This is a genomic window from Pseudomonas putida (assembly GCF_025905425.1).
Lineage (GTDB): Bacteria > Pseudomonadota > Gammaproteobacteria > Pseudomonadales > Pseudomonadaceae > Aquipseudomonas > Aquipseudomonas putida_AF.
Map to the genome: position 1 here is coordinate 2,539,005 of NZ_CP109603.1, position 25,037 is coordinate 2,564,041.

General features: G+C 62.9%; 17 protein-coding genes. 8 read left to right on the forward strand and 9 right to left on the reverse strand.

The features are described 5' to 3' along the window. Window positions 1-326 precede the first annotated feature (326 nt). The 4 genes from OGV19_RS11375 (at window position 327) to OGV19_RS11390 (ending at window position 7,752) form a co-directional block, all read left to right on the forward strand. Window positions 327-4,172, forward strand: a complete 3,846-nt coding sequence (locus OGV19_RS11375) for a leucine-rich repeat domain-containing protein (protein ID WP_264313449.1) — start codon at window positions 327-329, stop codon at window positions 4,170-4,172. 120 nt (window positions 4,173-4,292) lie between these two features. Beyond that, entirely contained in the window at window positions 4,293-5,912 is a 1,620-nt protein-coding gene (locus OGV19_RS11380; protein ID WP_264313450.1) for an NADP-dependent glyceraldehyde-3-phosphate dehydrogenase, read from the forward strand. Between the two features lie 110 nt (window positions 5,913-6,022). Further along, window positions 6,023-6,490, forward strand: a complete 468-nt coding sequence (locus OGV19_RS11385) for a VOC family protein (protein ID WP_264313451.1) — start codon at window positions 6,023-6,025, stop codon at window positions 6,488-6,490. Between the two features lie 80 nt (window positions 6,491-6,570). Further along, window positions 6,571-7,752 carry a DUF8534 domain-containing protein gene (locus OGV19_RS11390; protein ID WP_264313452.1) on the forward strand — a complete coding sequence of 394 codons (1,182 nt, stop codon included), beginning with the start codon at window positions 6,571-6,573 and terminating at the stop codon, window positions 7,750-7,752. A 67-nt stretch (window positions 7,753-7,819) separates the two neighbouring features. Here the strand turns inward: OGV19_RS11390 and ilvA are convergent, their stop codons facing one another. Together ilvA and OGV19_RS11400 are read right to left on the reverse strand one after the other, a co-directional pair. After that, window positions 7,820-9,382: a threonine ammonia-lyase, biosynthetic gene (gene ilvA / locus OGV19_RS11395; protein ID WP_264313453.1), complete on the reverse strand. Its 1,563-nt coding sequence runs from the start codon at window positions 9,380-9,382 to the stop codon at window positions 7,820-7,822. 181 nt (window positions 9,383-9,563) lie between these two features. Beyond that, window positions 9,564-9,995, reverse strand: coding sequence for a PACE efflux transporter (locus OGV19_RS11400; RefSeq protein WP_264313454.1), 432 nt, complete (start codon window positions 9,993-9,995; stop codon window positions 9,564-9,566). 154 nt (window positions 9,996-10,149) lie between these two features. On the opposite strand from OGV19_RS11400, the gene OGV19_RS11405 reads away from it, so the two are divergent. Further along, on the forward strand, window positions 10,150-11,244 hold the full coding sequence (locus tag OGV19_RS11405) for a GGDEF domain-containing protein (protein WP_264313455.1): 1,095 nt from the start codon (window positions 10,150-10,152) through the stop codon (window positions 11,242-11,244). A gap of 51 nt (window positions 11,245-11,295) precedes the next feature. Here OGV19_RS11405 and OGV19_RS11410 read toward each other — a convergent pair whose 3' ends face one another. Both OGV19_RS11410 and OGV19_RS11415 read right to left on the reverse strand, forming a co-directional pair. Further along, complete coding sequence (locus OGV19_RS11410; protein WP_264313456.1) at window positions 11,296-12,597, reverse strand: ATP-binding protein; 1,302 nt, start codon at window positions 12,595-12,597, stop codon at window positions 11,296-11,298. Window positions 12,598-12,603: 6 nt separating this feature from the next. Then, on the reverse strand, window positions 12,604-13,305 hold the full coding sequence (locus tag OGV19_RS11415) for a response regulator (RefSeq protein WP_264313457.1): 702 nt from the start codon (window positions 13,303-13,305) through the stop codon (window positions 12,604-12,606). Between the two features lie 157 nt (window positions 13,306-13,462). On the opposite strand from OGV19_RS11415, the gene OGV19_RS11420 reads away from it, so the two are divergent. The 3 genes from OGV19_RS11420 to mobA all read left to right on the forward strand — a co-directional run bounded on the left by OGV19_RS11420 (window position 13,463) and on the right by mobA (window position 18,421). Further along, complete coding sequence (locus OGV19_RS11420) at window positions 13,463-14,650, forward strand: efflux RND transporter periplasmic adaptor subunit (RefSeq protein ID WP_264313458.1); 1,188 nt, start codon at window positions 13,463-13,465, stop codon at window positions 14,648-14,650. 11 nt (window positions 14,651-14,661) lie between these two features. After that, window positions 14,662-17,784 (forward strand): multidrug efflux RND transporter permease subunit, encoded by a 3,123-nt coding sequence (locus tag OGV19_RS11425; RefSeq protein WP_264313459.1) that lies wholly within the window; start codon window positions 14,662-14,664, stop codon window positions 17,782-17,784. A 61-nt stretch (window positions 17,785-17,845) separates the two neighbouring features. Further along, window positions 17,846-18,421, forward strand: a complete 576-nt coding sequence (mobA, locus tag OGV19_RS11430) for a molybdenum cofactor guanylyltransferase MobA (RefSeq protein WP_264313460.1) — start codon at window positions 17,846-17,848, stop codon at window positions 18,419-18,421. 1 nt (window position 18,422) lies between these two features. Here mobA and OGV19_RS11435 read toward each other — a convergent pair whose 3' ends face one another. The 5 genes from OGV19_RS11435 to peaA form a co-directional block, all read right to left on the reverse strand. Then, complete coding sequence (locus OGV19_RS11435) at window positions 18,423-20,102, reverse strand: fatty acid CoA ligase family protein (protein ID WP_264313461.1); 1,680 nt, start codon at window positions 20,100-20,102, stop codon at window positions 18,423-18,425. A gap of 138 nt (window positions 20,103-20,240) precedes the next feature. Next, on the reverse strand, window positions 20,241-21,362 hold the full coding sequence (gene peaD, locus OGV19_RS11440) for a quinohemoprotein amine dehydrogenase subunit beta (protein ID WP_264313462.1): 1,122 nt from the start codon (window positions 21,360-21,362) through the stop codon (window positions 20,241-20,243). A 32-nt stretch (window positions 21,363-21,394) separates the two neighbouring features. Beyond that, window positions 21,395-21,718, reverse strand: coding sequence for a quinohemoprotein amine dehydrogenase subunit gamma (gene qhpC / locus OGV19_RS11445; protein WP_054891339.1), 324 nt, complete (start codon window positions 21,716-21,718; stop codon window positions 21,395-21,397). 1 nt (window position 21,719) lies between these two features. Next, on the reverse strand, window positions 21,720-23,150 hold the full coding sequence (gene peaB / locus OGV19_RS11450) for a quinohemoprotein amine dehydrogenase maturation protein (protein ID WP_264313463.1): 1,431 nt from the start codon (window positions 23,148-23,150) through the stop codon (window positions 21,720-21,722). A gap of 47 nt (window positions 23,151-23,197) precedes the next feature. Further along, window positions 23,198-24,763, reverse strand: coding sequence for a quinohemoprotein amine dehydrogenase subunit alpha (gene peaA, locus OGV19_RS11455; protein WP_264313464.1), 1,566 nt, complete (start codon window positions 24,761-24,763; stop codon window positions 23,198-23,200). Window positions 24,764-25,037: the final 274 nt, after the last annotated feature.

Here is a 25,037-nt window from a genome sequence, read left to right on the forward strand (position 1 = left end):
TCGACGTCCTTTGATGTTGTCTATGGGCAAATTTGAATGAAGACCACAATTGACCGTAACAAACACACCCAACGCACTGATATATAAAAGATTGCTAACGAATCATCACTCTCACATTCAGTAACAATTTAAGATGCAAGGCAACGCTTTGGCAAGCAGCACTTTGACAGCATGCCACCCTATTTTATGACGTCAAATTTCCTGTTTAAATGTGAGGACTTCATGACGCAATGCATGAAGTATGTTCAGTTGCAGGTACTATTCGGCTACCACTTGGTTATTAGTAAATGCCTTTTGATGCTGTCTCCTCATAAAGGAACATCATCATGCCCGCATTATCTAAGTTCGATCCGCAACACGACCTGCTCAAGCACCGGTTACCCACTTGGACGCACCGAATAGCGGCCTCGGATTGGCACAGTTTGAAGCAAAGCCAACTACCGAGCTTTTACACCCAGGACTGGTACGCCAATGCCGCGCCTGACCTTCGCCAGGCAGTGCAACGTAGCCAGTCGCGCCTACTGCGTTCCCAGGCCATGCTGGCCCGTTCGCTCAAGGGCCTTGAGCAAGTCACTGCGTTCGCTGAACCGCTATTGCTCGCAGCCCTTGCCGAACAGGGCTGCACCGCGCCACTTCGTGGCACCGAGCTGCTGCGGGTAGAAAGCACGTGGCATTGGGCAGGCCTGCGCAACCTGTTTAGCCATCGTCGCGATAATCTGTTGCAGGCCGCACTGCAGAACTTTGCCGACGACGAAAGCTTCACCCCTCAGAGCGCCATCGCCCTGAGCGCCACGATTCAGGTCACAACCATTGAAGTTCAGGGCACCGCGATTCTTGGCCCGCAAACAGCTCCGGCGCACTTCCCTCTGTCATCGGAACGCTACCAAGTGCAACGACTGCCGCTTGCACCCGCCACGTTCGCCACACTGTGCCGGGCGCTGGATTTGGGGGGGCAGTACCAGGCCCATCTTGAGCAGCATTACGCTAAGCCTCTGGTGCGCGAGCAGGCAATTGCCGTATACAAGGACCGCTTGCGCCTGGCCGCCGACCTGGCCTACCTGCGCCATGTGCTTGGCGGCGCCGCGCGCGACCGGGTCGACCTGTTGCTGCAGGGCAGCAGCGTGGCGTGCTGGCAGCTGGCGCTGTCTGGTATCACGCTGCACGAGGTCATGCTGATTGACGCCGGCAGCGCCGGCCTATTGCTCTACCTGCCAGGCCACGACCAGGCCTTGCGGCAATGTACCGACCTTGACGCCGTACACGAGGCCTTGGTGGCCCTGCTGCTCGACCCCCTTGCCCGCCAGGCGTTCATGGCGTACCTGGAACAGGATCAGCACCCACACTTTCTCGACCTGCTGCACCAAAACATCGACGCTTCGGGCACTTCTGCCGACGACCAGGCATGGTTGCGGGCACCCCGGGCCGACTTGCGCCCGACGCGGCAGGTGATCACCGAGGAGCCGTTCGGCCTCTATCAGGCGCTGCACGTTGCCCGCCTCAAGCGCGAAGCCCGCCAACTGGCCGTGCCCACCGCCGAAGCCGATGCCAAGGCGCGGGCGAGCCGCCTGCAAGCGTGGGAAGACCGCGGCCTGGACGCGCTCAATATTGCAGGCTTTTTCATCCCAGCCGTGGGCACGTTGATGCTGGCTGTCACTGCCTGCCAACTGCTTGGCGAGGTATACGAAGGCTATGAGGCCTGGCATCAAGGCGATCGCCACCTGGCACTGCGTCACCTGGAGGCGGTGGGCCTGAACCTGGCACTGATCGCAGGCTTGGCGGCAGCAGGCCACGTGGTGCCGAAACTGTTCAAAAGCCCGCTGATGGAGAGCTTGCAGGAGGTGCGTAGCAACGATGGGCACTACAGGCTCTGGCAAGCAGACCTCACCCCCTACCGCAGCCACGCTGCGTTGCCGGAACACCTGCAACCCAATGCACAGGGCCAATACCTGCACGATGGCCGCTGTTTCATTCATATGGATGGCCACCTCTACGAGCAACGTCTGGACAGCGAACTGCAACAGTGGCGTATCGTCCACCCGCAGCTGCAAGACGCTTGGCAACCACCGCTGGAGCACAATGAGCAAGGTGCTTGGCGCGCCAGCCACGAACAGCCATCGCTGTGGTCGTTCGCGCAGCTTGCCCGGCGCCTGGGCCACGCTTACACGGCGTTCACGGCAGAGCAATTGGCGTTGGCAGGGCGTATTTGTGGCGTCGATGCTGCGGGCTTGCGCCGTGTGCACCTCGAAGGGCAATCGCCACCTGCGCTGCTGCTCGACACCTTGCAGCGCATGGCCGCACAAGCCAAGGCTGAGGCACTGGGCGGCGACTCGCCACAAGGCCTGTTCGAACGCCTTTATAACGGCGCCGCACCTGTCGAACCCGCAACACGTCGGTTACTGCAAGCCTACCCCCGCCTGTCGGCCACGCTTGCCAGGCGCCTGTTGGCGCCTCTGAGCGCCGTTGAAGCACTTGCCTGGGAAAACGAAGCGGCGTTACCTGCGTGGCTGCGCCAGCAGATTGAACACACGCACAGCGAACTGCCTCTGGTCCGAGCCCTGGAAGGCGTGCTGGTACCCGCCCGGGCCAATGCCGATAGCGAGCGCCTGCTGTTCAGCGCCCTCGATGGCCTGCCTGACTGGCCGCGCGAAGTACGCCTGGAACTGCGTGACGGTAGCCCCGAAGGCCCGTTGCTTGACAGTGTTGGTAGCCACCAGGCAGGAAGTGTCAGCCGGGTCATCAAGTCTGCTCAAGGCTATGAGGCGGATCTGGGGCAGCGCCCTGCTCCCGCCGCGCAAGACCTGGACCTGTGCCGTGCAGTGGAACAGGTGCTAGCGCAGGCTCACCGGGACGCGCTGACGATCTCCGAGGCAAACGGCGATTCATTGCGCCAGCGCATCCAGGCCTGGGCCAACGCAGACAGAGACGCCCTTGCGCAAAGACTGTGGGGGCATCGCGCCATCCGGCGCGCGCACCCTGGTCAACTGCGCGGCGGTCGGCCACTGGACCCCGCACCACCGCACCCACGGCAGACGGGTTCACTGGCCGGTGCCTATCGCCGACTGTACCCCGATGCAACCGATTCAGAGATCGAAGATGCACTTGGAAACGAGCAAGATGACGATGAGCCTCACGGCAACAATGACCTTCGCTCCCCCACACAAAGGCTGCGCGACCTGCAACAACGTCTGGAGACCCTGCGCCGCGATTTGCAGGCGTGGGCCCGCCCCGACCCTCTGCGCCCGCACCAACGGCATCGGGCAATCCAGCCTATCGTCAACGCTTGGCGGCGCCTCTCGAGTGTTCCGCTCGCAAGCGGCGGCCGGATCGCCAGCCTCGACCTCTCCGGCCTCGAACTTGAAAACCAGGACTTGACCAGCCTGGCGCTGCCAGACGACTTCACCCATATTGAACACCTGTCGCTGAGCAACAACCCCGCCCTCAGTCAGCTCCCCGACGAGTTCCACGAATGCTTTCCCAACCTGAGGCGTTTGTGGTTATCCAATTGCCGTTTCGATTCCCTGCCCCGATTGGCCAACCCCGATCGATTGACTTGGCTTGACCTGGATAACAACCGCATCACGTGGGACAACCACGCCCAGGTAGCCTTGAACCAGTGCTCTGGGCTGGTCGTGCTGGACCTTTCGGGCAACCCGCTGATTGAGGCCCCTGACCTGAGCAGGCTCCCCAACCTGAAAACCTTGTTTTTGACTGACTGTAGGCTGACCGAGCTACCCGAAGGCCTGGAGCTTGTCGCCGAACCGCTCGTGCTGGACCTTTCGAACAACCAGTTCGTACAACTGCCTGCAGGCTTTAATACCCCTGAACCGGTCGCCGAAGCCCTGTGCCTGGAAAGTGACTGGCTCAGCGAAGGCATGCTTGCCCAGGTCGATGCTTACAATGCAGCCCATCAGGTCGATTTGCTGGTGTGGGAAGGCGACTATGCTGAGTTCTTCGAAGAGACGGGCCCCGAACAGGCCGCACTCTGGCAGCGTTTGCCACTTCAGTACCGCCGCGACCTCAGGCCCTTGCTTGAAGGCGACTTCTTTCTTGCGAGCCCCCGGCAAGCCCGCGCGGAATTCTGGCGGCGCCTGGCAGCCATTGATGCCGATCAGGTGCTACGCGAAGAGTGGTTGACGCACCCGCCCTACAACCTGTTCAACCTGCCGCTGTGAACTCATCGCCAGCGCGCAATGTTGAGCCAGACTGGTGTTTTTCCTGCGGCCGGTGCATGCTCGAAGCTGAAGCGTTTCACCCGGCACGAAATCCGCTCAAATATGTGAGGTGCAGTACCCATGGACCGTCTGCTCGATTCACTCTTCCCCACCGCCGAGAACATCCCCGACACCTGGCGTCTGGAAGCCCCCCTGGAACAACGCGACTACCTGGTGAATGGCCAGCTCAGGCGCTGGGACGGCCCGCTGGCCACCGTGCGCAGCCCGGTCTGGCTCAAGCAAGCCGACGGCGAGCACCAGGTCATTCTCGGCAGCGCCCCGCTGCTTGATGCCGACACCGCCCTGACCGCGCTCGATGCCGCCGTGCAGGCCTACGACAAAGGCCGCGGCGTTTGGCCCACGATGCGTGTTGCTGAACGTATTCAGCATGTCGAAACCTTCCTGGCGCGCATGCGCGAACAGCGCCAGGCCGTGGTCAAGCTGCTGATGTGGGAAATCGGCAAGAACCTCAAGGACTCAGAAAAAGAGTTCGACCGCACCTGCGACTACATCGTCGATACCATCAACGCGCTCAAGGACCTCGACCGCCGCTCCAGCCGCTTCGAGCTCGAACAAGGCACCCTCGGCCAGATCCGGCGGGCGCCACTGGGTGTGGCATTGTGCATGGGGCCGTACAACTATCCCCTCAACGAAACCTTCACCACGCTGATCCCGGCGCTGATCATGGGTAACACCGTGGTGTTCAAGCCGGCCAAGTTTGGCGTACTGCTGATTCGCCCGTTGCTCGAAGCCTTCCGCGACAGCTTCCCGCCGGGGGTGATCAACGTCATCTATGGCCGCGGCCGCGAGACCGTCAGCGCGCTCATGGCCAGCGGCCTGGTCGATGTGTTTGCCTTCATCGGTACTCACAAGGCCGCCAGTGACCTGAAAAAACTGCACCCACGCCCGCACCGCCTGCGCGCAGCGCTAGGCCTGGATGCCAAGAACCCCGGCATCGTGCTGCCACAGGTCGACCTGGACAACGCTGTCGAAGAGGCCGTTACCGGCGCCTTGTCATTCAACGGGCAGCGCTGCACCGCGCTAAAAGTGCTGTTCGTCCATGAGGATGTGGTCGATGCCTTCCTGGAGAAATTCCAGCGCAAGTTGGCCGCGCTCAAACCCGGCATGCCATGGGAGCCTGGGGTGGCGCTGACGCCACTGCCGGAACCGGGCAAGGTCGATTATCTCGACGGCCTGGTGGCCGATGCCATCGACAAGGGTGCACGGGTCATCAACGAAGGCGGTGGGCAAAGCCGTGGTTCGTTCTTCTACCCCGCCCTGCTCTACCCGGTGAACCACGACATGCGGGTGTACCACGAGGAGCAGTTCGGGCCGTTGGTGCCGGTAGTGCCCTATCGCGACCTGGAAACCGTGATCGACTACGTGCTCGACTCCGACTACGGCCAGCAGCTGAGCCTGTTCGGCAACGACCCGGCGACCATCGGTAGCCTGGTCGATACCTTTGCCAACCAGGTCGGTCGCATCAATATCAACGCGCAGTGCCAGCGCGGGCCAGACACCTACCCGTTCAATGGGCGCAAGAACAGCGCCGAAGGCACGTTGTCGGTGCACGACGCCTTGCGCGTATTCTCGATCCGCACGCTGGTGGCAACCAAGTTCCAGGAAGCCAACAAAACGTTGATCAGCGAGATCATCCGCAATCGACAGTCGAGCTTCCTGACCACCGATTACATCTTCTGACTGCCGCCGTTATAGAGAATCGATCTAGCGCCACTGTCGATTTTCCATCCGTGCAAACGACTCTAAGCAAGAGGGCGCCACCCGGCGCCCACTTCAAAGGAGAGTCGAACATGGCAGCCAAACCCATCCCCGAAGGCCAGCACAGCATCACCCCCTACTTGGCCATCAGCGACGCCGCCAAAGCCATCGAGTTCTACGCAAAAGCCTTTGGCGCGGTTGAGATGTTTCGCCTTGACGCCCCCGGCGGTCGCGTGGGTCATGCAGAATTGAAGATCGGTGATTCGTCGCTGATGCTCGGCGACCCCTGCGACATGGAAGGTGGCCTGACGGCCAGCCAGAAACTCGCTGGCGCGGCAGTGGGCCTGCACCTGTATGTCGACGACTGCGACAAGGTCTATGCCCAGGCCCTCGCATGCGGCGCCACCCAGCTGCGCGAAGTGACGGATCAGTTTTATGGCGACCGCAGCGGCACCCTCAAAGACCCGTTCGGCAATATCTGGTTCGTCTCGACCCACAAGGAGGACCTTAGCCCTGATGAGATTCGCGACCGCGCCGCGAAGATGTTCAGCGGCAGTTGAGCGGCCAACTGCAAGCCTCAAGTTGAAACTGAAACCGCTTTGCTTGAAGCTTGAGGCTTGTAGCTTGGAGCTGCCCATCAATGCGTATCATCGATAAAACCGCCGCGCAGGTGCGCAGCCTGACACCCGCCGAAGAAGAGCTGCTGGTCGGCTTCACCACAGGTGCGCTGGTCGGCCCCCGCCTGCTGCAGGCTAACCAGTTGCTGATGAAGGTGCGCAACGCCAACCAGTGGCTGGCCTGCGACTGCCGCAAGGATGCCCTGCCGGTGCTGAACGTGACCCTCAACGGCAACACCGGCACTTTGTTCCTGAAAAATAACCCAGACACTGCCGAGCATGCGCCTGGCTGCCCGTTCACCAAGGACGAGCGTGAAGCCGCAGAGCGCGAAGACGACCCTGCCCCACCCGCCGCGTGGTTGCCTCCGGACACGCCGTTGCGCCTGATCGGGGACTTTCGCCCGGCCCCAGACAGCGGCGGCGGTGAGGGCCATGACCGGCGCGAACAGCAACGGCTGCTGTCGCTGCTGCTGACCTGGATCGAGATCAGCGGCTTGAACCTCTACGCTACCCACCTGAAAAAAGACCTCACCGGGCAGTTTGCCGAACTGCGCAGCGTTGCCAGCCGCTACCCGCTGCTAGAGCGGGTGCCGGCCGGCAATTACCTGGAAACCCGGCTGGACATGAAGCACATGATGATGCTCAAGGCCCGCCTGCGCGAGGCCACGGTGTTCGGCAATCACCGTCGGCATGGGTTGATGCTCGACTGCGTCGACCAGATCAAAGGGCGAAAGCTGTTCAACAACCGCAGCGACGAGGGTTTCGATTTCCAAGGCCACCACCTCTATTGGGGCGGAAGCCGCACGGCTGGACCGCTATTGGCGCTCGCGCTGTACTCACCCACCACCGCTGGCAGCCATTTCTATGAACTGATCCATGTGGCCAGCGTGCCTGTGCTGTCGCGCGCCCACCTGTTCCCGGTGTACCGCGATGAAGAGCGCGAGCCGCTCAAGGCGCTGGTGTCGCTGATCGACTGGATGGCGAGCAAAGGCGTGAAGGTGCAGATGCGCCGCCCAGTGATCGGCGGGCAAGTGATGGATGAGCTGGTACTGACCTCGGATCAAGACCGGGTGCTGTCCGTGTCGTTGCTGGAGCAACCGATCGGGCCGGAACCGGATGCCGAGAACTTCAAGCGCTACGCCGACTTCAAGAGCCTGGAAACCTTCCGCAAGTTTGTCGCGGGTTTCTTCATGCGTGAGCGCTAAGCACCCTAGGGCTACGCACGCGTTGTTGTAGGAGCGGCCTTGCGCGGCGCAAGGCCGCTCCTACAGATCAACCCAGAAACAGCGTGTACGCCGGGTTCTCGGTTTCATCCCAGTACCGATAGCCCATCTCATCCAGCGCCTGTGGCAACCCTGGCTGCTCGTCCGCCGGCACCTCCAGGGCGGCAAATACCCGCGCCTCTGCTGCACCATGGTTACGGTAGTGGAACAGGCTGATGTTCCAACGTTTGCCCAACCGCTCCAGGAAGCCCAGCAACGCCCCAGGCCGCTCCGGGAACTCGAAGCGCAGCACGCGCTCATCCGCCCCCGACGCGGCATGGCCGCCCACGGTGTGACGCACGTGCAGCTTGGCCAGTTCGTTGTCGGTCAGGTCGAGCACGCTGTAGCCCTGCTCGGCAAGGCTGGTCAACAGCTTCTCCCGCGGGTCGTGCAGCGGATGGGTCTGCACGCCGACAAACAGACGCGCCTCCTTGCCCGGGTAATAGCGGTAGTTGAACTCAGTGATCTGGCGTTTGCCCAGCGCCTGGCAGAATGCGCGGAAGCTCCCCGGTTGTTCGGGAATGGTCACGGCGATGATCGCCTCGCGCTGCTCGCCCAATTCAGCCCGCTCGGCCACATGGCGCAGGCGGTCGAAGTTGACGTTGGCACCCGAGTCGATGGCCACCAGGGTCTGCCCCTGGACACCCTCACGGGCCACGTATTTCTTGATGCCGGCCACGGCCAGGGCACCGGAAGGCTCGGTGATCGAGCGGGTGTCGTCGTAGATGTCCTTGATCGCCGCGCACAGTTCATCGCTGTTGACGGTAACCACCTCATCGACGAAGTGCCGGCACAGCTCGAAGCAGTGGGCGCCGACCTGGGCCACCGCCACGCCATCCGCAAACGTGCCGACCTGCGGCAGGATCACCCGCTCGCCTGCGGCCAAGGCAGCCTGCAGGCAGTTGGAGTCTTCCGGCTCGACGCCGATCACCTTGACCTCGGGCCGCAGGTATTTGACGTAGGCGGCGATGCCCGCCACCAGCCCGCCACCCCCCACCGGGACGAAGATCGCATCCAGCGCACCCGGGCGCTGGCGCAGGATTTCCATGGCCACTGTACCCTGGCCGGCGATTACGTCCGGGTCGTCGAACGGTGGCACGAAAGTGGCGCCTTCGCTGTCCGCCAGTTTCAAGGCGTGGGCCAACGCATGGGGGAAGCTCTCACCGTGCAGCACCACGTGGCCACCCCGCGAACGCACCCCTTCGACCTTCAGCGACGGCGTGGTGGTTGGCATGACAATGGTGGCTTTCAGGCCCAGGTGCGAGGCCGCCAGGGCGACGCCCTGGGCATGGTTGCCCGCCGACGCGGTGATCACCCCGCGTTCGCGCTGGGCGGGTGTCAGCCGCGACAGCCGCGTGTAGGCACCGCGGATCTTGAACGAGAAGGTGGGTTGCAGGTCTTCACGCTTGAGCAGCACCTGGTTGCCCAGGCTGGCAGACAGCGCAGGCGCTACCTGCAGCGGCGTTTCGATGGCCAGGTCGTAAACCGGAGCGGCGAGAATGCGCCGCACCTGCTCCGACAGCAGTTGCTGGGGAGTGGCAGGTGTACGCAGGTTGGCGCTGAAGCTGGTCATCGATGACTCCTTGGCTTGTTTCACGTTGCCCAGGAGTCAGAGAGTGAAAACCCGCCTCCAGGGCGGGTTAGGTGCACGTACGCGCTAGCCCGCCAAACTGATAATGGCGGTAATAATAATGGCGTTCACGTGCGCGAATGTGTTCATGGGATGGGAACTTATCCCGCCGCACGGCAGCAAGTCAACACTTTGCCTGCTGCGCCGAGAGCGGCACATCGAACACCTTGTCGAACCCCCACTGGAAAACGAACGCATACACGAAGAAGAACACGAACAGTGCCAGGTTGGTGAGGAAGGCCGCCCACAGGCTGACATCCAGCCACCACGCCACCAGCGGCAGCAGAATCACCACCAGCCCGCCTTCGAAACCCAGGGCATGCAATACCCGGCGCCTGAAGGTGCGTTCGCGCTGGCGCTGGCGCGCCTCCCAGCGCTCGAACGCCCAGTTGAAGCCCATGTTCCAGCTCATGGCGATGCCCGACATAAGCACTGACAGCACGGTCGATTGCGCCATGCCTGCAGCAAAGGCCAGTTCCAGGGCAGGTGCCACACAGGCAACGGCGATGGCTTCGTAGAGGAGGGCCTGGACGATCTTGCGTGCCTTGCCTTGCATGTTCAACTCCCTGAAAAATGACCTACCAAACTACAAGATGTGGCCCACAAGCAAAAGCCTGAAGTGTTTGTTGGCCGTGGGGTGAATCGGTGGGAGCGGGCTTGCCCGCGAAGAGGCCAGTGTTGACAATGCATGCCTCAAAGGAGCTCAGCCGATGTTCAAGACCATTGAGGAACATGTCCGCCAGCAGGTCGCCCCCGCCGCCCTGCGTGCCGAGTTCCGCCAGCACGAGTTCGATGCTTCGCGCCGCTTCTGCCAACTGATCTTCGGCGTCAGCATCGCCGTCTGGCTGGTCTTCGACGTCATCGTCAGCTACCTGGGTGGCCAACGTTTCACCTGGCTCTCTGGCCTGTTCATCACACTGATGTGCAGCCTCACCGTGGTGCTCGGCTTCACCCGCAAAAGCCAGCACTTCGACGTCCTCAACCTCGTGTTCATCACCGTCATCACGCTGGGCATGCGCCTGCTCATCGATGGCATTCCAATCGCCCTGCGTCCGGTTTGGCTGGTATTGGGCACGTCCACTGTGCTGTACAGCGTCTCGGTACTGCCGGTGCGGCGCTGGTCATTCTTCTGTGCCATGGCCATCACGTGGGTCATGCTCAACCCCTTCTACGGCACCAACATCAACCCGGACGACCTGGAAGCCGCCATGCTGATCAGCTACGCGGTGTTCCTCAGTGGCCTGGTGATCTACAGCTACCTGCGTATCCGGCAGGCCAAGCTGCACAATTTCTACATGTCCAAGCTGTTGCTCGACCAGGCATACGTTGACGTACTGACCGAGATCCCCAACCGCCGCTCGTTCATGGCCAAGGCCGAGCGCCAGCTGCAGCAGAAAACACCTGGGCAGTACCTGGCAATGATCGACATCGACAACTTCAAGAAGGTCAACGACCGTTTCGGGCATGACATTGGCGATGAAGTGCTCAAGCGTGTGGCGGTGCACATCAAGGCGTCGATGGCAGGCTATGAATTTGCAAGGCTCGGCGGCGAGGAGTTTGCGATCTTCTTCCAGGGGCTGGATCAAGCGGCTGCCGAGCAACAGGTTGCGGCGTTATGCAGGCGGGTGCGGGAAGACCTGGGTGCGCATCCGGTGACGATCAGCATCGGGCTGGCCCAGGTGGACAGTGCCGATACCCTGACCATGGCGCTGGTCAGGGCGGACCAGGCGCTGTATGAGGCCAAGCACACTGGCAAGGATCGGGTTGTGCTGTGGACGAGTCGTCTGGCCGAAAGCAGCACCTAGCAGGCTAGGCCCTTTCGCGGGCAAGCCCGCTAAAGGGCCGGTACAGCCAACCTACCCACCCGCCGGCAAACGAATCATGAACTGCGCCCCACCCAGCGCCGACTGTGCCACCGTCAACGTACCGCCCTGCCCTTCGATCGCCCGCCGGCTGATCGCCAGCCCCAAGCCGAACCCGCCGGTATTGCGATCACGGCTACGGTCCAAGCGATAGAACGGCTGGAAGATCCGCTCACGCTCCTCGACCGGAATACCGATCCCGTCGTCCTCGACCGTCAGCAGGCAGGCGCCGTCATCCTCAAGCCGCAACCTCAACAGCAGGCTTTGGTCGCAATAACGCATCGCGTTGCGCACCAGGTTCTGCACCGCCCGCGCCGTCAACCGGGGGTCGAGCACGAAACGTGGCAGTTCGCGCTCGGCACGCACTTCCCACTCAATGCCACGGCTGTCCAACTCTTCGGCAAAACTGCCGAGCACGCTGTCCACCAGCTCCAGCAGCGACACCTCGACCCGCTCACGCGCCTGATCGGCGTTGTACAGGCGGCTGTAGGACAACAGCTCCAGCACCAGTTCATCCAGTTCGCGCACATGGCCGACCAGCTCCAGCAGCCGTTTACGGCTGGTAGGCGGCACTTCGTCAAACAGCAGCACCAGGCCGAAGTCCAGACGGGTCAGCGGGGTGCGCAGTTCGTGGGACACCGCATTGAGCAGCTCGCGCTGCTGGTTGACGTGGCGCTCAAGGTCGGTGGCCATGGTGTCGAACACCCCGGCTAGTTCACCGATGTTCGAGTGCGCCGAGATGTGCGTTCGCTCTGCCATCTGCCCCTGGCCCAGGCGCCGGGCGGTTTCCTTGAGCCGCTCCAAGTCACGCCAGTGCGGCCACACCCAGAGCAGCAGGCAACCGAGCATGGCTGCACCGATCAGCACCGTCACGCCCCACGACAGCACGTTGATGTCCAGCGGGTCCTCGGGCGCATGCAGGCGCACCAGCCAGTCTTTGTCGAGGGGGGCCAGCACCGTCTCGTAATAACCCCAGTCAGCGATGCGCACCACATGCATGCCATGTTCCAGGCGCGCCCGTTCATCAGTGCTCAGGTCGGCCTGGTCCCTGCGCAGCAGCTTGACCTCGAGGGGTGCGAAGGCGTCGGCCAGGTCTTGCTCTACCGCTGGCCACTGCTCACGCGGGGCCTGGTGAAACTGGCGCACGATCAGCGATTGCACACCTTTGGCCTGGTCGAGGTTGTAGGCCATGAAGCGCTCGTGGAACAGGCCGACGATGGTGTTGGGGATGAGCAGCAGCGCACCGGCGTAGGCGACGATAATCACCAGGTACAGGCGCACCAGGATCTTCAACATGCTCGGTCAGCACTCCCACTCGACACGGCTGAACAGGTAGCCTTTGCCCCATACGGTCTTGATCTTGCGCGCCTCGCCAGCGCTGTCGTCAAACTTGCGGCGCAGTTTGGAGATGGCGACATCCACCGAACGGTCGGTGCCGTTGAACTCGATGCCGCGCAGTTGCTGGAGAATGCGGTCGCGGTTAAGCACTTCGCCAGCATTGCGCGCCAGCACCACCAGCAGGTTGTACTCACCGCTGGACAGCTCCACCTCTTCGCCGCGCCAGCTGACGGTGCGCTCGGCCAAGTTGATGCACAAGCCACCGATCTGGATCAGGTCGCTGTCCAGGCGTGGCTCGTTGACACTGCTGCGGCGCAGCAACGTCCGCACGCGGGCCAGCAGCACGCGCGGCTCACAGGGTTTGGTCACGTAATCGTCCGCACCCATCTCCAGGCCCAGTACCTGGTCATGGCTGTCGTCACGGGCGGTCAGCATGAGAATCGGCAAACTCTGCGATTCCTGGCGCAGCAAGCGGCACAGTTGCAGGCCGTCGATGCCGGGCAACATCAGGTCGAGGATAACCAAGTCAGGTTTCTGCCGGCGAAATTCGTCCAGCACGTGGTCGCCACGGGCGATCACCTGAACATGGAAATCGTTGCGTTGCAGGTAGCTGGCGATCAGTTCGGACAGGGCGCTGTCGTCTTCGACCAGTAGGAGGTTTGGCATAAGCGCTTTGACACATGAGAAAGTCCAGGCAGGATATAGAATCCTACGCCCTGGCAGGACGCTTCTTCACACTTTTTCACACTCGCCCTACAGGTATTAACAGCCACCGAGGGAACGCCTGCCGTAGCATACACCGCGTCATCATCGGAAGATCCGTATGCCTACTAGCCTCCCCCCTCGCCTGCGCCCCGTGGCGCTTCTGGCGTTTCTGAGCTTGTCCCTGGCCGGCTGTGGCGACAGCGCCGAGCAGGAAGAAGAAATGCCCACGCCGCAAGTGCGCGTGGAAACCCTGCAGCTGCAGCCGTTGGCCATCAGCAGCGAACTCAGCGGCCGTATCCTCGCCCCGCGTACCGCCGAAGTGCGCGCACGGGTGGCGGGTGTGGTACTCAAGCGGGTGTACCGTGAGGGCAGTGACGTCAAGCAAGGCGACGTGCTGTTCCTCATCGACCCGGCGCCCTTCAAGGCCGACCACGACAGTGCCCGCGCCACCCTGGCCAAGGCCCAGGCCACCCTGTATCAAGCCCGCCTGCAGGAGCAACGCTACCGCGAGCTGGTCGACGACAAGGCCGTGAGCCGCCAGGAATACGACAATGCCCGAGCCAGCTTCCTGCAGGCCGACGCCGAAGTCGCCGAAGCCAAGGCCGCGCTGGAGCGCGCCCGCCTGAACCTGGGTTATGCCACGGTGACCGCGCCCATTTCCGGGCGCATCGGCCGCGCGCTGGTGACCGAAGGTGCACTGGTCGGCCAGAACGAGAGCACGCCCCTGGCCACCATCCAGCAACTGGACCCGATCCACGCCGACGTCACCCAGTCGACCCGCGAGCTCAATGTCCTGCGCCGTGCCCTGCGTGCCGGCGAGTTGCAGCAGGTCGGCGACGGCCAGGCCCGCGCCACGCTGATCCAGGACGATGGCAGCGCCTACCCGCTGCCCGGCAAATTGCTGTTCTCCGACATCAGCGTCGACCCGAGCACCAACCAGATCACCCTGCGCAGCGAGTTCCCCAACCCGGACCTCGACCTGCTGCCTGGCAGTTACGTGCGCGTGCGCCTGGAGCAGGCGGTGCAGCCCAAAGGCCTCAGCGTGCCGCAACGCGCCATCCTGCGTGACAGCGCCGGGGTGCCAAAAGTGCTGGTGGTCGACCCGCAGGCCCGCATCAGCGACCGCCAGGTGGTGCTGGGCAGCGCCCAGGGCGACCGCTGGGTCGTCAGCGAAGGCCTTGCGCCCGGTGAACAAGTGGTTATCGAAGGCCTGCAGCACGTCAAGGCCGGCGACCAGGTGCAGGTCGAAACGAGCCAGGGCACAGCGCCCGGCGCGCCGCCCATCGCACAGCACAACAGCCAGTGAGGGGCTGATCCATGCCGCAATTCTTCATTGACCGCCCGGTGTTCGCCTGGGTGGTCGCATTGTTCATCCTGCTTGCCGGTGCCCTGGCCATCCCGCAGTTGCCGGTGGCCCAGTACCCCAACGTGGCCCCGCCACAAGTGGAAATCTACGCCGTGTACCCAGGCGCCTCGGCGGCGACCATGGACGAAAGCGTGGTCAGCCTGATCGAGCAGGAGCTCAATGGCGCCGACAACCTGCTGTACTTCGAGTCGCAAAGCAGCCTGGGCAGCGCCACCATCACCGCCACCTTCGAGCCTGGCACCCACCCCGACCTGGCCCAGGTCGATGTGCAAAACCGTCTGAAGGTGGTCGAGTCACGCCTGCCTCGCCCTGTGACCCAACAGGGCCTGCAGGTGGAAAAGGTGTCCACCGGCTTCCTGCTGCTGGCCACCCTGACCTCGGAAGACGGCAAACTCGACGAAACCGCCTTGTCGGATATTCTCGCGCGTAATGTGATGAACGAAGTCCGTCGCCTGAAAGGCGTGGGCAAGGCCCAGTTGTATGGCTCCGAGCGCGCCATGCGCATCTGGATCGACCCGAGCAAGCTGATCGGGTTCAACCTCACGCCCAACGATGTGGCCGATGCCATCAATGCGCAAAACGCCCAGGTCGCCCCTGGCAGCATTGGTGATCTGCCCGCCCGTGGCACCCAGGAAATCACCGCCAACGTGCTGGTCAAGGGCCAGCTGAGCACCCCGGAAGAATTCGCGGCGATTGTTCTGCGCGCCAACGCGGACGGTTCTACCGTGACCATCGGCGATGTCGCCCGGGTCGAGATCGGCGCCCAGGAGTACCAGTACGGCACACGCCTGAACGGCAAACCAGCCACCGCATTCAGCGTACAGCTGGCGCCCGGCGCCAACGCCATGGAAACCGCCGACCTGGTGCGGGCCAAAATGAAGGAACTGTCGCGCTACTTCCCGGATGGGGTCAAATACGACATTCCGTATGACACCTCGCCGTTCGTGAAGGTGTCCATCAAGCAGGTCATCACTACCCTGTTCGAGGCCATGTTGCTGGTGTTCGCGGTCATGTTCCTGTTCCTGCAGAACCTGCGTTATACGTTGATCCCGACGCTGGTGGTGCCGGTGGCGCTGATGGGCACCTTCGCCGTGATGCTGGCGTTGGGTTTCTCGGTCAACGTGCTGACCCTGTTCGGCATGGTCCTGGCCATCGGCATCCTGGTTGACGATGCCATCGTGGTGGTAGAAAACGTCGAGCGGATCATGGCCGAAGAAGGCCTGCCGCCCAAGGAAGCCACGCGCAAAGCCATGGGCCAGATCAGCGGGGCGATCGTCGGCATTACCCTGGTACTGGTGGCGGTGTTCTTGCCGATGGCCTTCATGAAAGGTTCGGTGGGGGTGATCTACCAGCAGTTCTCGGTGTCGATGGCGGTGTCGATCCTGTTCTCGGCGTTCCTCGCCCTGAGCCTGACCCCAGCCCTGTGCGCGACCTTGCTCAAACCGCTGGCCAAGGGCGAGCACCACGAACGCAAGGGCTTCTTCGGCTGGTTCAACCGACGCTTCGACAGCATGAGCAACGGCTACCAGCGCTGGGTGGTGCAGGCGCTCAAGCGCAGTGGCCGCTACCTGCTGGTGTATGGCGTGCTGCTGGCCGTGCTGGGCTATGGCTTCAGCCAATTGCCCACGGCGTTCCTGCCCACCGAAGACCAGGGCTACACCATCACCGACATCCAGCTGCCGCCAGGCGCGAGCCGCATGCGCACCGAACAGGTGGCCGCACAGATCGAGGCGCATAACGCCGAAGAGCCCAGTGTCGGCAATACCACGCTGATCCTCGGCTTCAGCTTCTCCGGCAGCGGGCAGAACGCAGCACTGGCCTTCACCACACTCAAGGACTGGTCCGAGCGCGGTGACGATGATAGCGCGCAATCGATCGCCGACCGCGCGACCATGGCCTTCACCCAGCTCAAGGATGCCGTGGCCTACGCCGTGCTGCCGCCGCCCATCGACGGGCTCGGCGAATCGACGGGTTTCCAATTCCGCCTGCAGGACCGTGGCGGCATGGGCCACACCGCACTGATGGCAGCCCGCGACACGTTGCTGGCCAGTGCTGGCGAAAGCAAGGTGCTGGTCAACGTGCGCGAGGGTTCGCTGGCCGAAAGCCCACAGGTGCAACTGGAGATCGACCGCCGTCAGGCCAACGCCTTGGGTGTGTCGTTCACCGACATCGGCGCGGTGCTGGATACCGCCGTAGGCTCCAACTACGTCAACGACTTCCCCAACCAGGGCCGTATGCAACGGGTAGTGGTGCAGGCCGAAGGCGATCAGCGTAGCCAGGTCGAGGATTTGCTGAAAATCCACGTGCGCAACAGCAGAGGCAAGATGGTGCCGTTGGGTGCATTCGTCCAGGCGAAGTGGGTCAGCGGTCCCGTTCAATTGACCCGCTACAACGGTTATCCGGCGGTTTCGATCTCCGGTGAACCGGCCGCAGGCTACAGCTCGGGCGAGGCCATGGCCGAAGTCGAGCGCCTGGTTGCGCAGTTGCCTGCCGGCACGGGACTGGAATGGACCGGCCTGTCCCTGCAGGAGCGGCTGTCCGGCAGCCAGGCACCGATGCTGATGGCGCTGTCGCTGCTGGTGGTGTTCCTGTGCCTGGCAGCGCTGTACGAGAGCTGGTCGATCCCGACCGCCGTGCTGCTGGTTGTCCCGCTCGGCGTGCTCGGCGCAGTGTTGGCAGTGACCCTGTGCGGCATGCCCAACGACGTGTTCTTCAAGGTCGGCCTGATCACCTTGATCGGCCTGTCGGCAAAGAACGCGATCCTGATCATCGAGTTCGCCAAGAGCCTGGTGGACCAAGGTGTCGATGCCGTCGACGCCGCCGTGCAGGCCGCCCGTCTGCGCCTGCGGCCGATCGTCATGACCTCGCTGGCCTTCATCCTCGGGGTGGTCCCCCTGGCCATCGCCACCGGTGCCAGCTCAGCGAGCCAACAGGCGATCGGTATCGGGGTGATCGGCGGGATGCTCAGCGCAACCCTGGCAGTGGTGTTCGTGCCGGTGTTCTTCGTAGTAGTGATGCGGTTGGCTGGGCGCAAAAAAGCCCACGCCGATCAGGCGCAGACCCGCGACGCTTGACTGGACAAGCATCGCATTGAATGAGAGGGTTCCGGGCATCGATTTGCCGGAACCCTTTTTCATGACTACCCACCTCCCCCCCTGCTCAATTCTCATCCTCGCTGGCGGGCGCGGTCAGCGCATGGGCGGCCGTGACAAAGGTTTGGTGGAGTGGCGAGGAGAGCCATTGGTTGCACACGTGCAACGGACTGTGCGACCAATCAGCACTGATTTGGTGATTTCCTGCAACCGTAACCAGAAGACCTACGCCACCTACGCCGACCAGATAGTGGGCGACGCGGAGCTGGATTTCCCCGGGCCGTTGGCCGGGGTGATCGCCGGGCTGACGGCGGCGCGGCGTGACTGGGTCGTGGTGCTGGCCTGCGATGCACCGCTGATTGACCAAGGGTTGATCGAGGATTTGCTGCAATTGGCGGTGGTTGGCGACAGTGCTGCGATGGTGCGCCAGGGGGGTTACTGGCAGCCGATGTTCAGTGTGTTGCCGCGCAGGCTGCTGCCGGTGTTGCAGCAGGCCTGGGCAGCCGGTGAGCGGAGTTTGCAGAAGGCCCTGCTGCTTGAGCCGGTGCAGGGGTTGGAGTGTGCCGAGGATGACCCGCGGTTAAGCAATTTCAACAGCCCAGATTTGCTCCAAGGTTGAATTATCGGTTGTCTGCAGACAATTCCTCGACACTGATTTCCCGCATTCTGAACTTCTGCACCTTGCCGGTCACCGTCATGGGGAACTCATCGACAAAGCGGAAGTAGCGCGGCACCTTAAAGTGGGCAATCCGCGCCCTTGCCCATTCGCGCAATTCGTTTTCAGTGGCCGCATGCCCCGGATGCAACCGCACCCAAGCCACGATTTCCTCGCCATACTTGCTGCACGGCACGCCAATCACCTGCACGTCGGCGACTGCCGGGTGGGTGAAAAAAAACTCTTCCAGCTCGCGTGGGTAGATGTTCTCGCCGCCACGAATGATCATGTCCTTGCTACGCCCGACGATGCGCACATAGCCCTGCTCGTCCATCACCGCCAAGTCACCGGTCTGCATCCAGCCGTCGGCGTCGATGCTATCGGCCGTGGCCTTGGGGTTGTTCCAGTAACCCAGCATCACGCTGTAGCCACGGGTGCACAGCTCGCCGATCTCGCCACGCGGCACGGTGGCGCCGTCGGCATCGATCACCTTGTGTTCCAGCCGTGGCTGGGTGCGACCGACGCTGGTCACGCGGCGCTCCAGGTCGTCGTCTGCGCCGGTTTGCAGTGACACCGGGCTGGTTTCGGTCATGCCGTAGGCAATTTGCACTTCGGCCATGTGCAGCTCGTCGATCACCCGGCGCATGACCTCGATCGGGCAGGTGGCGCCGGCCATGATGCCGGTGCGCAGGCTCGACAGGTCGAACTCGCGGCGTTGCGGATGATCCAGTTCGGCGATGAACATGGTCGGTACGCCATACAGCGCAGTGGCCTGCTCTTCGGCGACTGCCCGCAACGTGGCCAACGGGTCGAAAGCGTCGTTGGGGTAGATCAGGGTGCTGCCATGGGTCATGCAGCCGAGGTTGGCCATGACCATGCCAAAGCAGTGGTACAGCGGCACCGGCACGACCAGGCGATCGTGCTCGGTCAAGCCGAGGCTTTCGCCGACCATATAGCCGTTGTTGAGGATATTGCTGTGGCTCAGCGTGGCGCCCTTGGGGAAACCAGTGGTGCCGGAGGTGTACTGGATGTTAATTGCGTCGTCGCAGTGCAATTGCGCCTGTCGCGCCGCAAGGGCCTCGCCGCTGACAGCGTCGGCACGGGCCTGCAGGGCGTGCCAGGCGAGAAAACCCGGCGGCGGCGCAACGGCCAGGCTCACCACTCCGCGCAGCTCGGGGAAGCGCTCACAGGCCAGTGCGCCCGGCGTGCCATTGGCAAGGCCGGGGACCAGGCTCAGCAGCATGGCGTGGTAATCGGAGGTCTTGAACGCGTCGGCGCAGATCACCCAGCGGCAGCCCGACTGGCCCAGGGCATAGTCCAGTTCGCTGGTGCGGTACGCGGGGTTGATGTTGACCAGGATGGCGCCAACCTTGGCGCTGGCGAACTGGGTGATGCACCACTCGGCACAGTTGGGCGCCCAGATACCCAGGCGGTCGCCGGCTTGCACGCCCAGGGCCATGAGGGCGCGGGCGTGCTGATCAACCGCCTCGGCCAGTTGGCGCCAGGTGTAGCGCAAGGCCTGGTGGCGGACGACCAGGGCTTCGCGGTCGGGGAAGCGGGCCACGGTCGTGTCGAAGGCATCGCCGATGCATTGGCTGAGCAAGGCCTTGATTGTATTACCTTGGGTATAACTGGGTTGGGTCATCAACGTGTGCACCCTTTTAGATTGTTGGGGGCGCTGCGCGCCCCTTTCGCGACGCAAGGCCGCTCCTACACAGGTAGGCCGCTGCCATTGCGGGAGCGGCCTTGTGGCGCGAGAGGGCCGCGCAGCAGCCCCGGCGACTTACCTGATGAACACCTGCGGCGTAGTGGTCGACATATCCCCACCCGGCAGCTTGATGTTCTTCACCTTCTGCAGCGTTTCGGGGTCGAACACCGCCAGGTCATTGAAGGTGCCGCCCAGGTACAGCTTGTCGCCCTTCTTGTCGAAGGTCACACAGTAGTAGGTGTGCTCAAGGTTAGCCGCCTTGATCAGTTTGCGTTCCTTGATGTCATACCGCGCCAGGCGGTTGAGCACGCCATACATCTGGTTCGGGTCTTTTGGCGAACGCAGCCCGGTGAAGTACAGCTCGGTCAGGTCGGCAAACTCCTGGGTGTGGGTCTTGCCGGTCTTGAGGTCGACACTCAAGTACCCATAGAGCAGCTCGGCGGTATTCGGGTCGCGCTTTTCATCCTTGAACTTGGCGATGGTATAGAGCATCGAGAACTCGTGCCGCGGGCTCTGGTGCGGCCAGAAATACAGCACGTCCGGGGCGCTGTAGCCTGGCCGGTTCCAGGTGCGCAACGGCAACGCCACCTCGTACTTGCCGGTTTGCACGTCCATCTTGTAGATGTCCGGGCCGGCCACGAACAGGCTGCCATCGTCGGCGGCGCGCATCAGGTACACCTGGCGCGGCATCGGGAAGGTACGCACAGGCTTGGCAGCCAGGCCGTCGGCGGTGCGGAACACCTCCAGGCGCGGCGGTTTGACCACATAGTGGTCATTCAGGCGCTGGGTTGGGTTGACCGTGGCATACACCTCTTTGCCGTCCGGGCTGATGGCAAAGGAATACATCGCCTTGCCGACCTCCCCTGGCACACTGGACAAGTTGGCGTGGAAGGTGGTCTTGCAGGTGTCCAGGTCGATGCCGTAGATGTCGGCGTAATGGTTGTTGAGGATGTAGGCGGTGCGGTTGTCCGGCGCCATCATGGCGGTGCCAGGGCCGAACGCATCGGGCATGCGGCAGCTTTTGTACAGCGCATCACTGGCCACATCGACCACATGCAGGTTGTTTGGGTAGTTGGTCACGATCAGGTATTCATGGCCAGCCTTCAAGGCCGGCCCGGTGTCCTCAGCCTGTACCGCCCAGGCGCTGGCCGTGGCGGCGACGGTGAGCGCGAGTTGCGCGCAGAGTCCAGGTTTCATGCGGTTTCCCCTTGTCATTCTTGTTGGGCCGGTCACTTGTCTTTCGGGAACACGGTGCCGAGGTTGCGCCAGTCGTCCTGGGAGTTGCTCGCCTGGGCGTTCCAGTCCTGGTAGGTGCTCATCATGTCCGGCACCTGGGCCGGCCACCAGCAGGGGTCGGAGCAGCCGTAGAGGTCAGCCTCCATGGGCTGGCACAGCGAACTCACGCCACCAAAGGCGTCCACTTCCCAACCCGGGTCGGTGGTGGCGGTACAGCCCGCCACCGCGCTCATCGCCATGACTTCTTCGACACGGTCTTCGGCAGCGGCCTGTTCGAGGATGCGCGCCTTGTTGTTCAGGGGCTTCAAGTGCTTCATGTCAGTGCGCCTTCCGCGGGGTGATATAGCGGTCGATGAAGGCCGGGTTGGCGGCCATGATGCGGCTGTAGACCTCGATGCCGAAGTCGACCCAGTCGCGCATCAGCTCGCAGTAGTGATAGGTCGGGTGCTGCGGGTCGCCGTAGCGGGCATAACTCTCGTGGTAGCAGCCACCGGAGCACAGGTTGCGGATACGGCAGCTCTCGCAACCCGTATTGCTGCGGTCCAGGCGTTGCGACAAGAAGTCATTGAGCTGGGCCTGCTTCACGCCTTGATGCACATTGCCGAAGGTCGGCAGGCTGGAGCCGGTGAAGCGGTGGCACAGGTTCAGCTCGCCTTCGTGGTCTACCGCCAGCATTTTCAACCCCGCGCCACACGGCAGGGCCTTCTTGTGGCCCTCGTGGATGTCGGTGATCAGTTGGTGCAGGTTGGAAAAACCGATGTTGCGGTGCTCCAGCGCCGCTTCCAGGTAGCGTCGGCCCAGGGCCTTCATGTTGGCGAACACCTGCACCAGCTCATCGCTTGTGAGGTTGAACGCCGACAGGTCGCCCGAGGTCACCGGGGCAAAGCCGACTTCGGCAAAGCCCAGCTCGTTGAACAAGTGATTCCAGATGGTCTCGACATCGGTGATGCCACGGGTCAGGGTAACCCGCGCCCCCACTGGGCGGCTGTTGTAGCGCGACAGCAGCATCTCGGCCTTGCGCCGTACCACGTCGTAGGTACCCTGCCCGCCCACGGTGATGCGGTTGCGGTCATGCACGGTCTTCGGCCCGTCGATACTGATCGACAAACCGAAGCGATGGGCGTTGAGCCAGTCGATGATCTCTTCGGTGAGCAAGGTGGCGTTGGTGGTCATGATGAACTCCACCTGCTTGCCGGCTTCGGCGAAGCGCCGTTCGCAGTAGGCCACCATGTGCTCGATCAAGGGCCGGTTGGACAACGGTTCACCGCCGAAGAACACCACGCTGTAGCGTTGCTCGTCGGGGGACTCCTTGAGCAGCATCTCCACCGATGCCTCGGCGGTGGCGGTGCTCATCTTCTTGCCCGCCGAAGGTTTGTCCAGGTCTTCCTTGTAGCAATAGGTGCAACTGAGGTTGCAGCCAGTGTTGACGTTGAGTACCACGGTGTTCAATGCCGTGCGTTCGACCTGCTTGAGGGCGATTTCAGGCGTCAGTGGCGAGCCGTCGCTGACCACTTCCAGGGCGATCAGCTCGCGCAGGGTCTCCTGGATGTCGGCACCGGCAAACTGCTGGCCGAGGCGCTGCATCAGCTCCTCGGCGGAGCAGCCTTGCTGGCGCAGGGTGTCGATGATGCCGCCGGTCACCGCGTCAGTGGCGAACAGCGAGCTGCTGGGGATATGGAACAGCATGCGGTCGGCATCGACCTGCACTTCGTGCAGGTTGCGTTCGACCAGGTTCAATAGTGCGCCCATGGCGACCTCCGATAATCGATCCGTTGAAAAACGCGTTCACACCTGCCTCATGGCAAGGGCGGGTTGTTCCAGCGTTGGACGGTGACGATCATGTGGCCCTCGCCGGTCTGGCCGCCGTCAGCCAGGGTGGCGATGACTTTCAGGTTGCCGGCGTTGTTGGTCATCATCTTGCGTGCCGGGTTAGGCCCTGCGCCGCCGGGGACGAAGACGCCGTCGGCCTGCATCTGCCCGGCGAATTTGACATCCTCATCCTCGGCTGCACGTTCGTTGAACGGCTCGACCTTCCATTTGGCGGGCAGATAACCGATGCGCAGCGGCTGGCCGCTGGCGTCCTTGCCCCAGGCTTCGGCTTCGAAACGCCCCTGAACCTTCGGTACCGACGCGCCGTTCTCGCCGATGCGGGCAATCGAGAACGCCGGCACCACCTTGACCTCGTCGACCTTGTCGTAAACCGCCAGGTTGACGCCCTTGAGTGCGCCCACTGCCACGTCTCGCTGGCCCGCTTTGGCGTCAGCCGCAGCACGCGCCTTGACCCTTACCAGGGTCGGGGTGGCCTCCAGCACTTCGGTCACTTCAACGCCTGCGCCCAGCTCCGGCTTGCCCGACAGGCCACTGCCGACCAGGGTGATCTCACTTTCAGTACCCACCTTGATGAACGCCGGCTGCACCGCCAGCAGGCGCGCCTTGCCCTCTTTCACCGCGCTGAAATCCAGGCCACGCTCGTCGTGATCGGCCTCGAACATGCGGCCTTTCATTTCGCCATCCAGCGCCGCGAATACCTGGCGCAAGTTGTTGTCGCCGACCTTCACGTTACCGCGCCATTCATAGCCGTTGTAGAGGATCGCCGAGCCGCTGCCATTGAACGGCGTACCGTCGGCGTAGCTGCCTTTGACCTCGACCTTGAAGGTGTCACCCTCGCCCGCGCTGACACTCATCACCCCACGGACATCGCCTTTGGCCAGCATATGGCCGCTGAACGCCCACTGCCCCGGCAGTGCGTCGGCTTTAGGCCGGGCTTGCTGCCATTCGGCCCAGGCCGGGTTGTCGAGCGGGAAGCGCTTGGCCAGGTCCGGCACCATTTGTTTGAGGGCGATTTCAAGCCAGTCGCGGTCACGCGCCTGGGCCTGGTATTCGAGAGACGGCCATTGGCCGAGGTGGAAGTTGACCAGGTGCTCCCATTCCTGGGCGGGGCGGCGCTGCAAGGCGACGCGGGCACCGGAATGGCAACGGCCGCAGGTTTCGCTGAGCAGCGGGTCGAAGTGCTCGACGGTGTTCAGCCGCCGCTCCATGGCGTAGCGCACGCCATCGGTCTCACTGGGCGCCAGGCCCTGTTTGTCGGCCAGGTACTTGACCAGGGTGCGCCGGTCATCGTCGCTGATCTGCAGGCCGTGCATGACCTGCATGCGGGCGATGCTCATCAGCCAGCCTTCAGGCGTTTTGCGCTGATGGCTGATGCGGCTGTAGGTATCGTTGCCCTCGGGGATATGGCACCCCATGCACTTGGATTGCAACAGGTTAGGGCCCTGCTCGGCCGCCATGGCCTGGGTGCCCAGCAGTGCGGCGGCGACCAGCGCCAGTTTGCCCGCATGCCGCCGGAGTCGAGTCGTGTTCAAGGTCAGACCTCCACGGTTGTTGTTCTTATCGTTCTCGCACGTTTTGGTACAGCAGGTGTGCATGTGACAGTTGCGATACAGAAACTGTGCCACATGTTGGAAAAACGTTGTGTTTCAGCCTCTTAGCAGCTTTCGCATGGGTGCGCAGGCACACCAGGGTGCAGCCGGACCGTGCCATTTCGCGACTGGGTGTTTCATGTTGAGACAGGGGCCTGCTGTGCAGGCCATTCGCGGGGCAAGCCCGCTCCCACAGGTACTCCACTGTCCTTGAGGC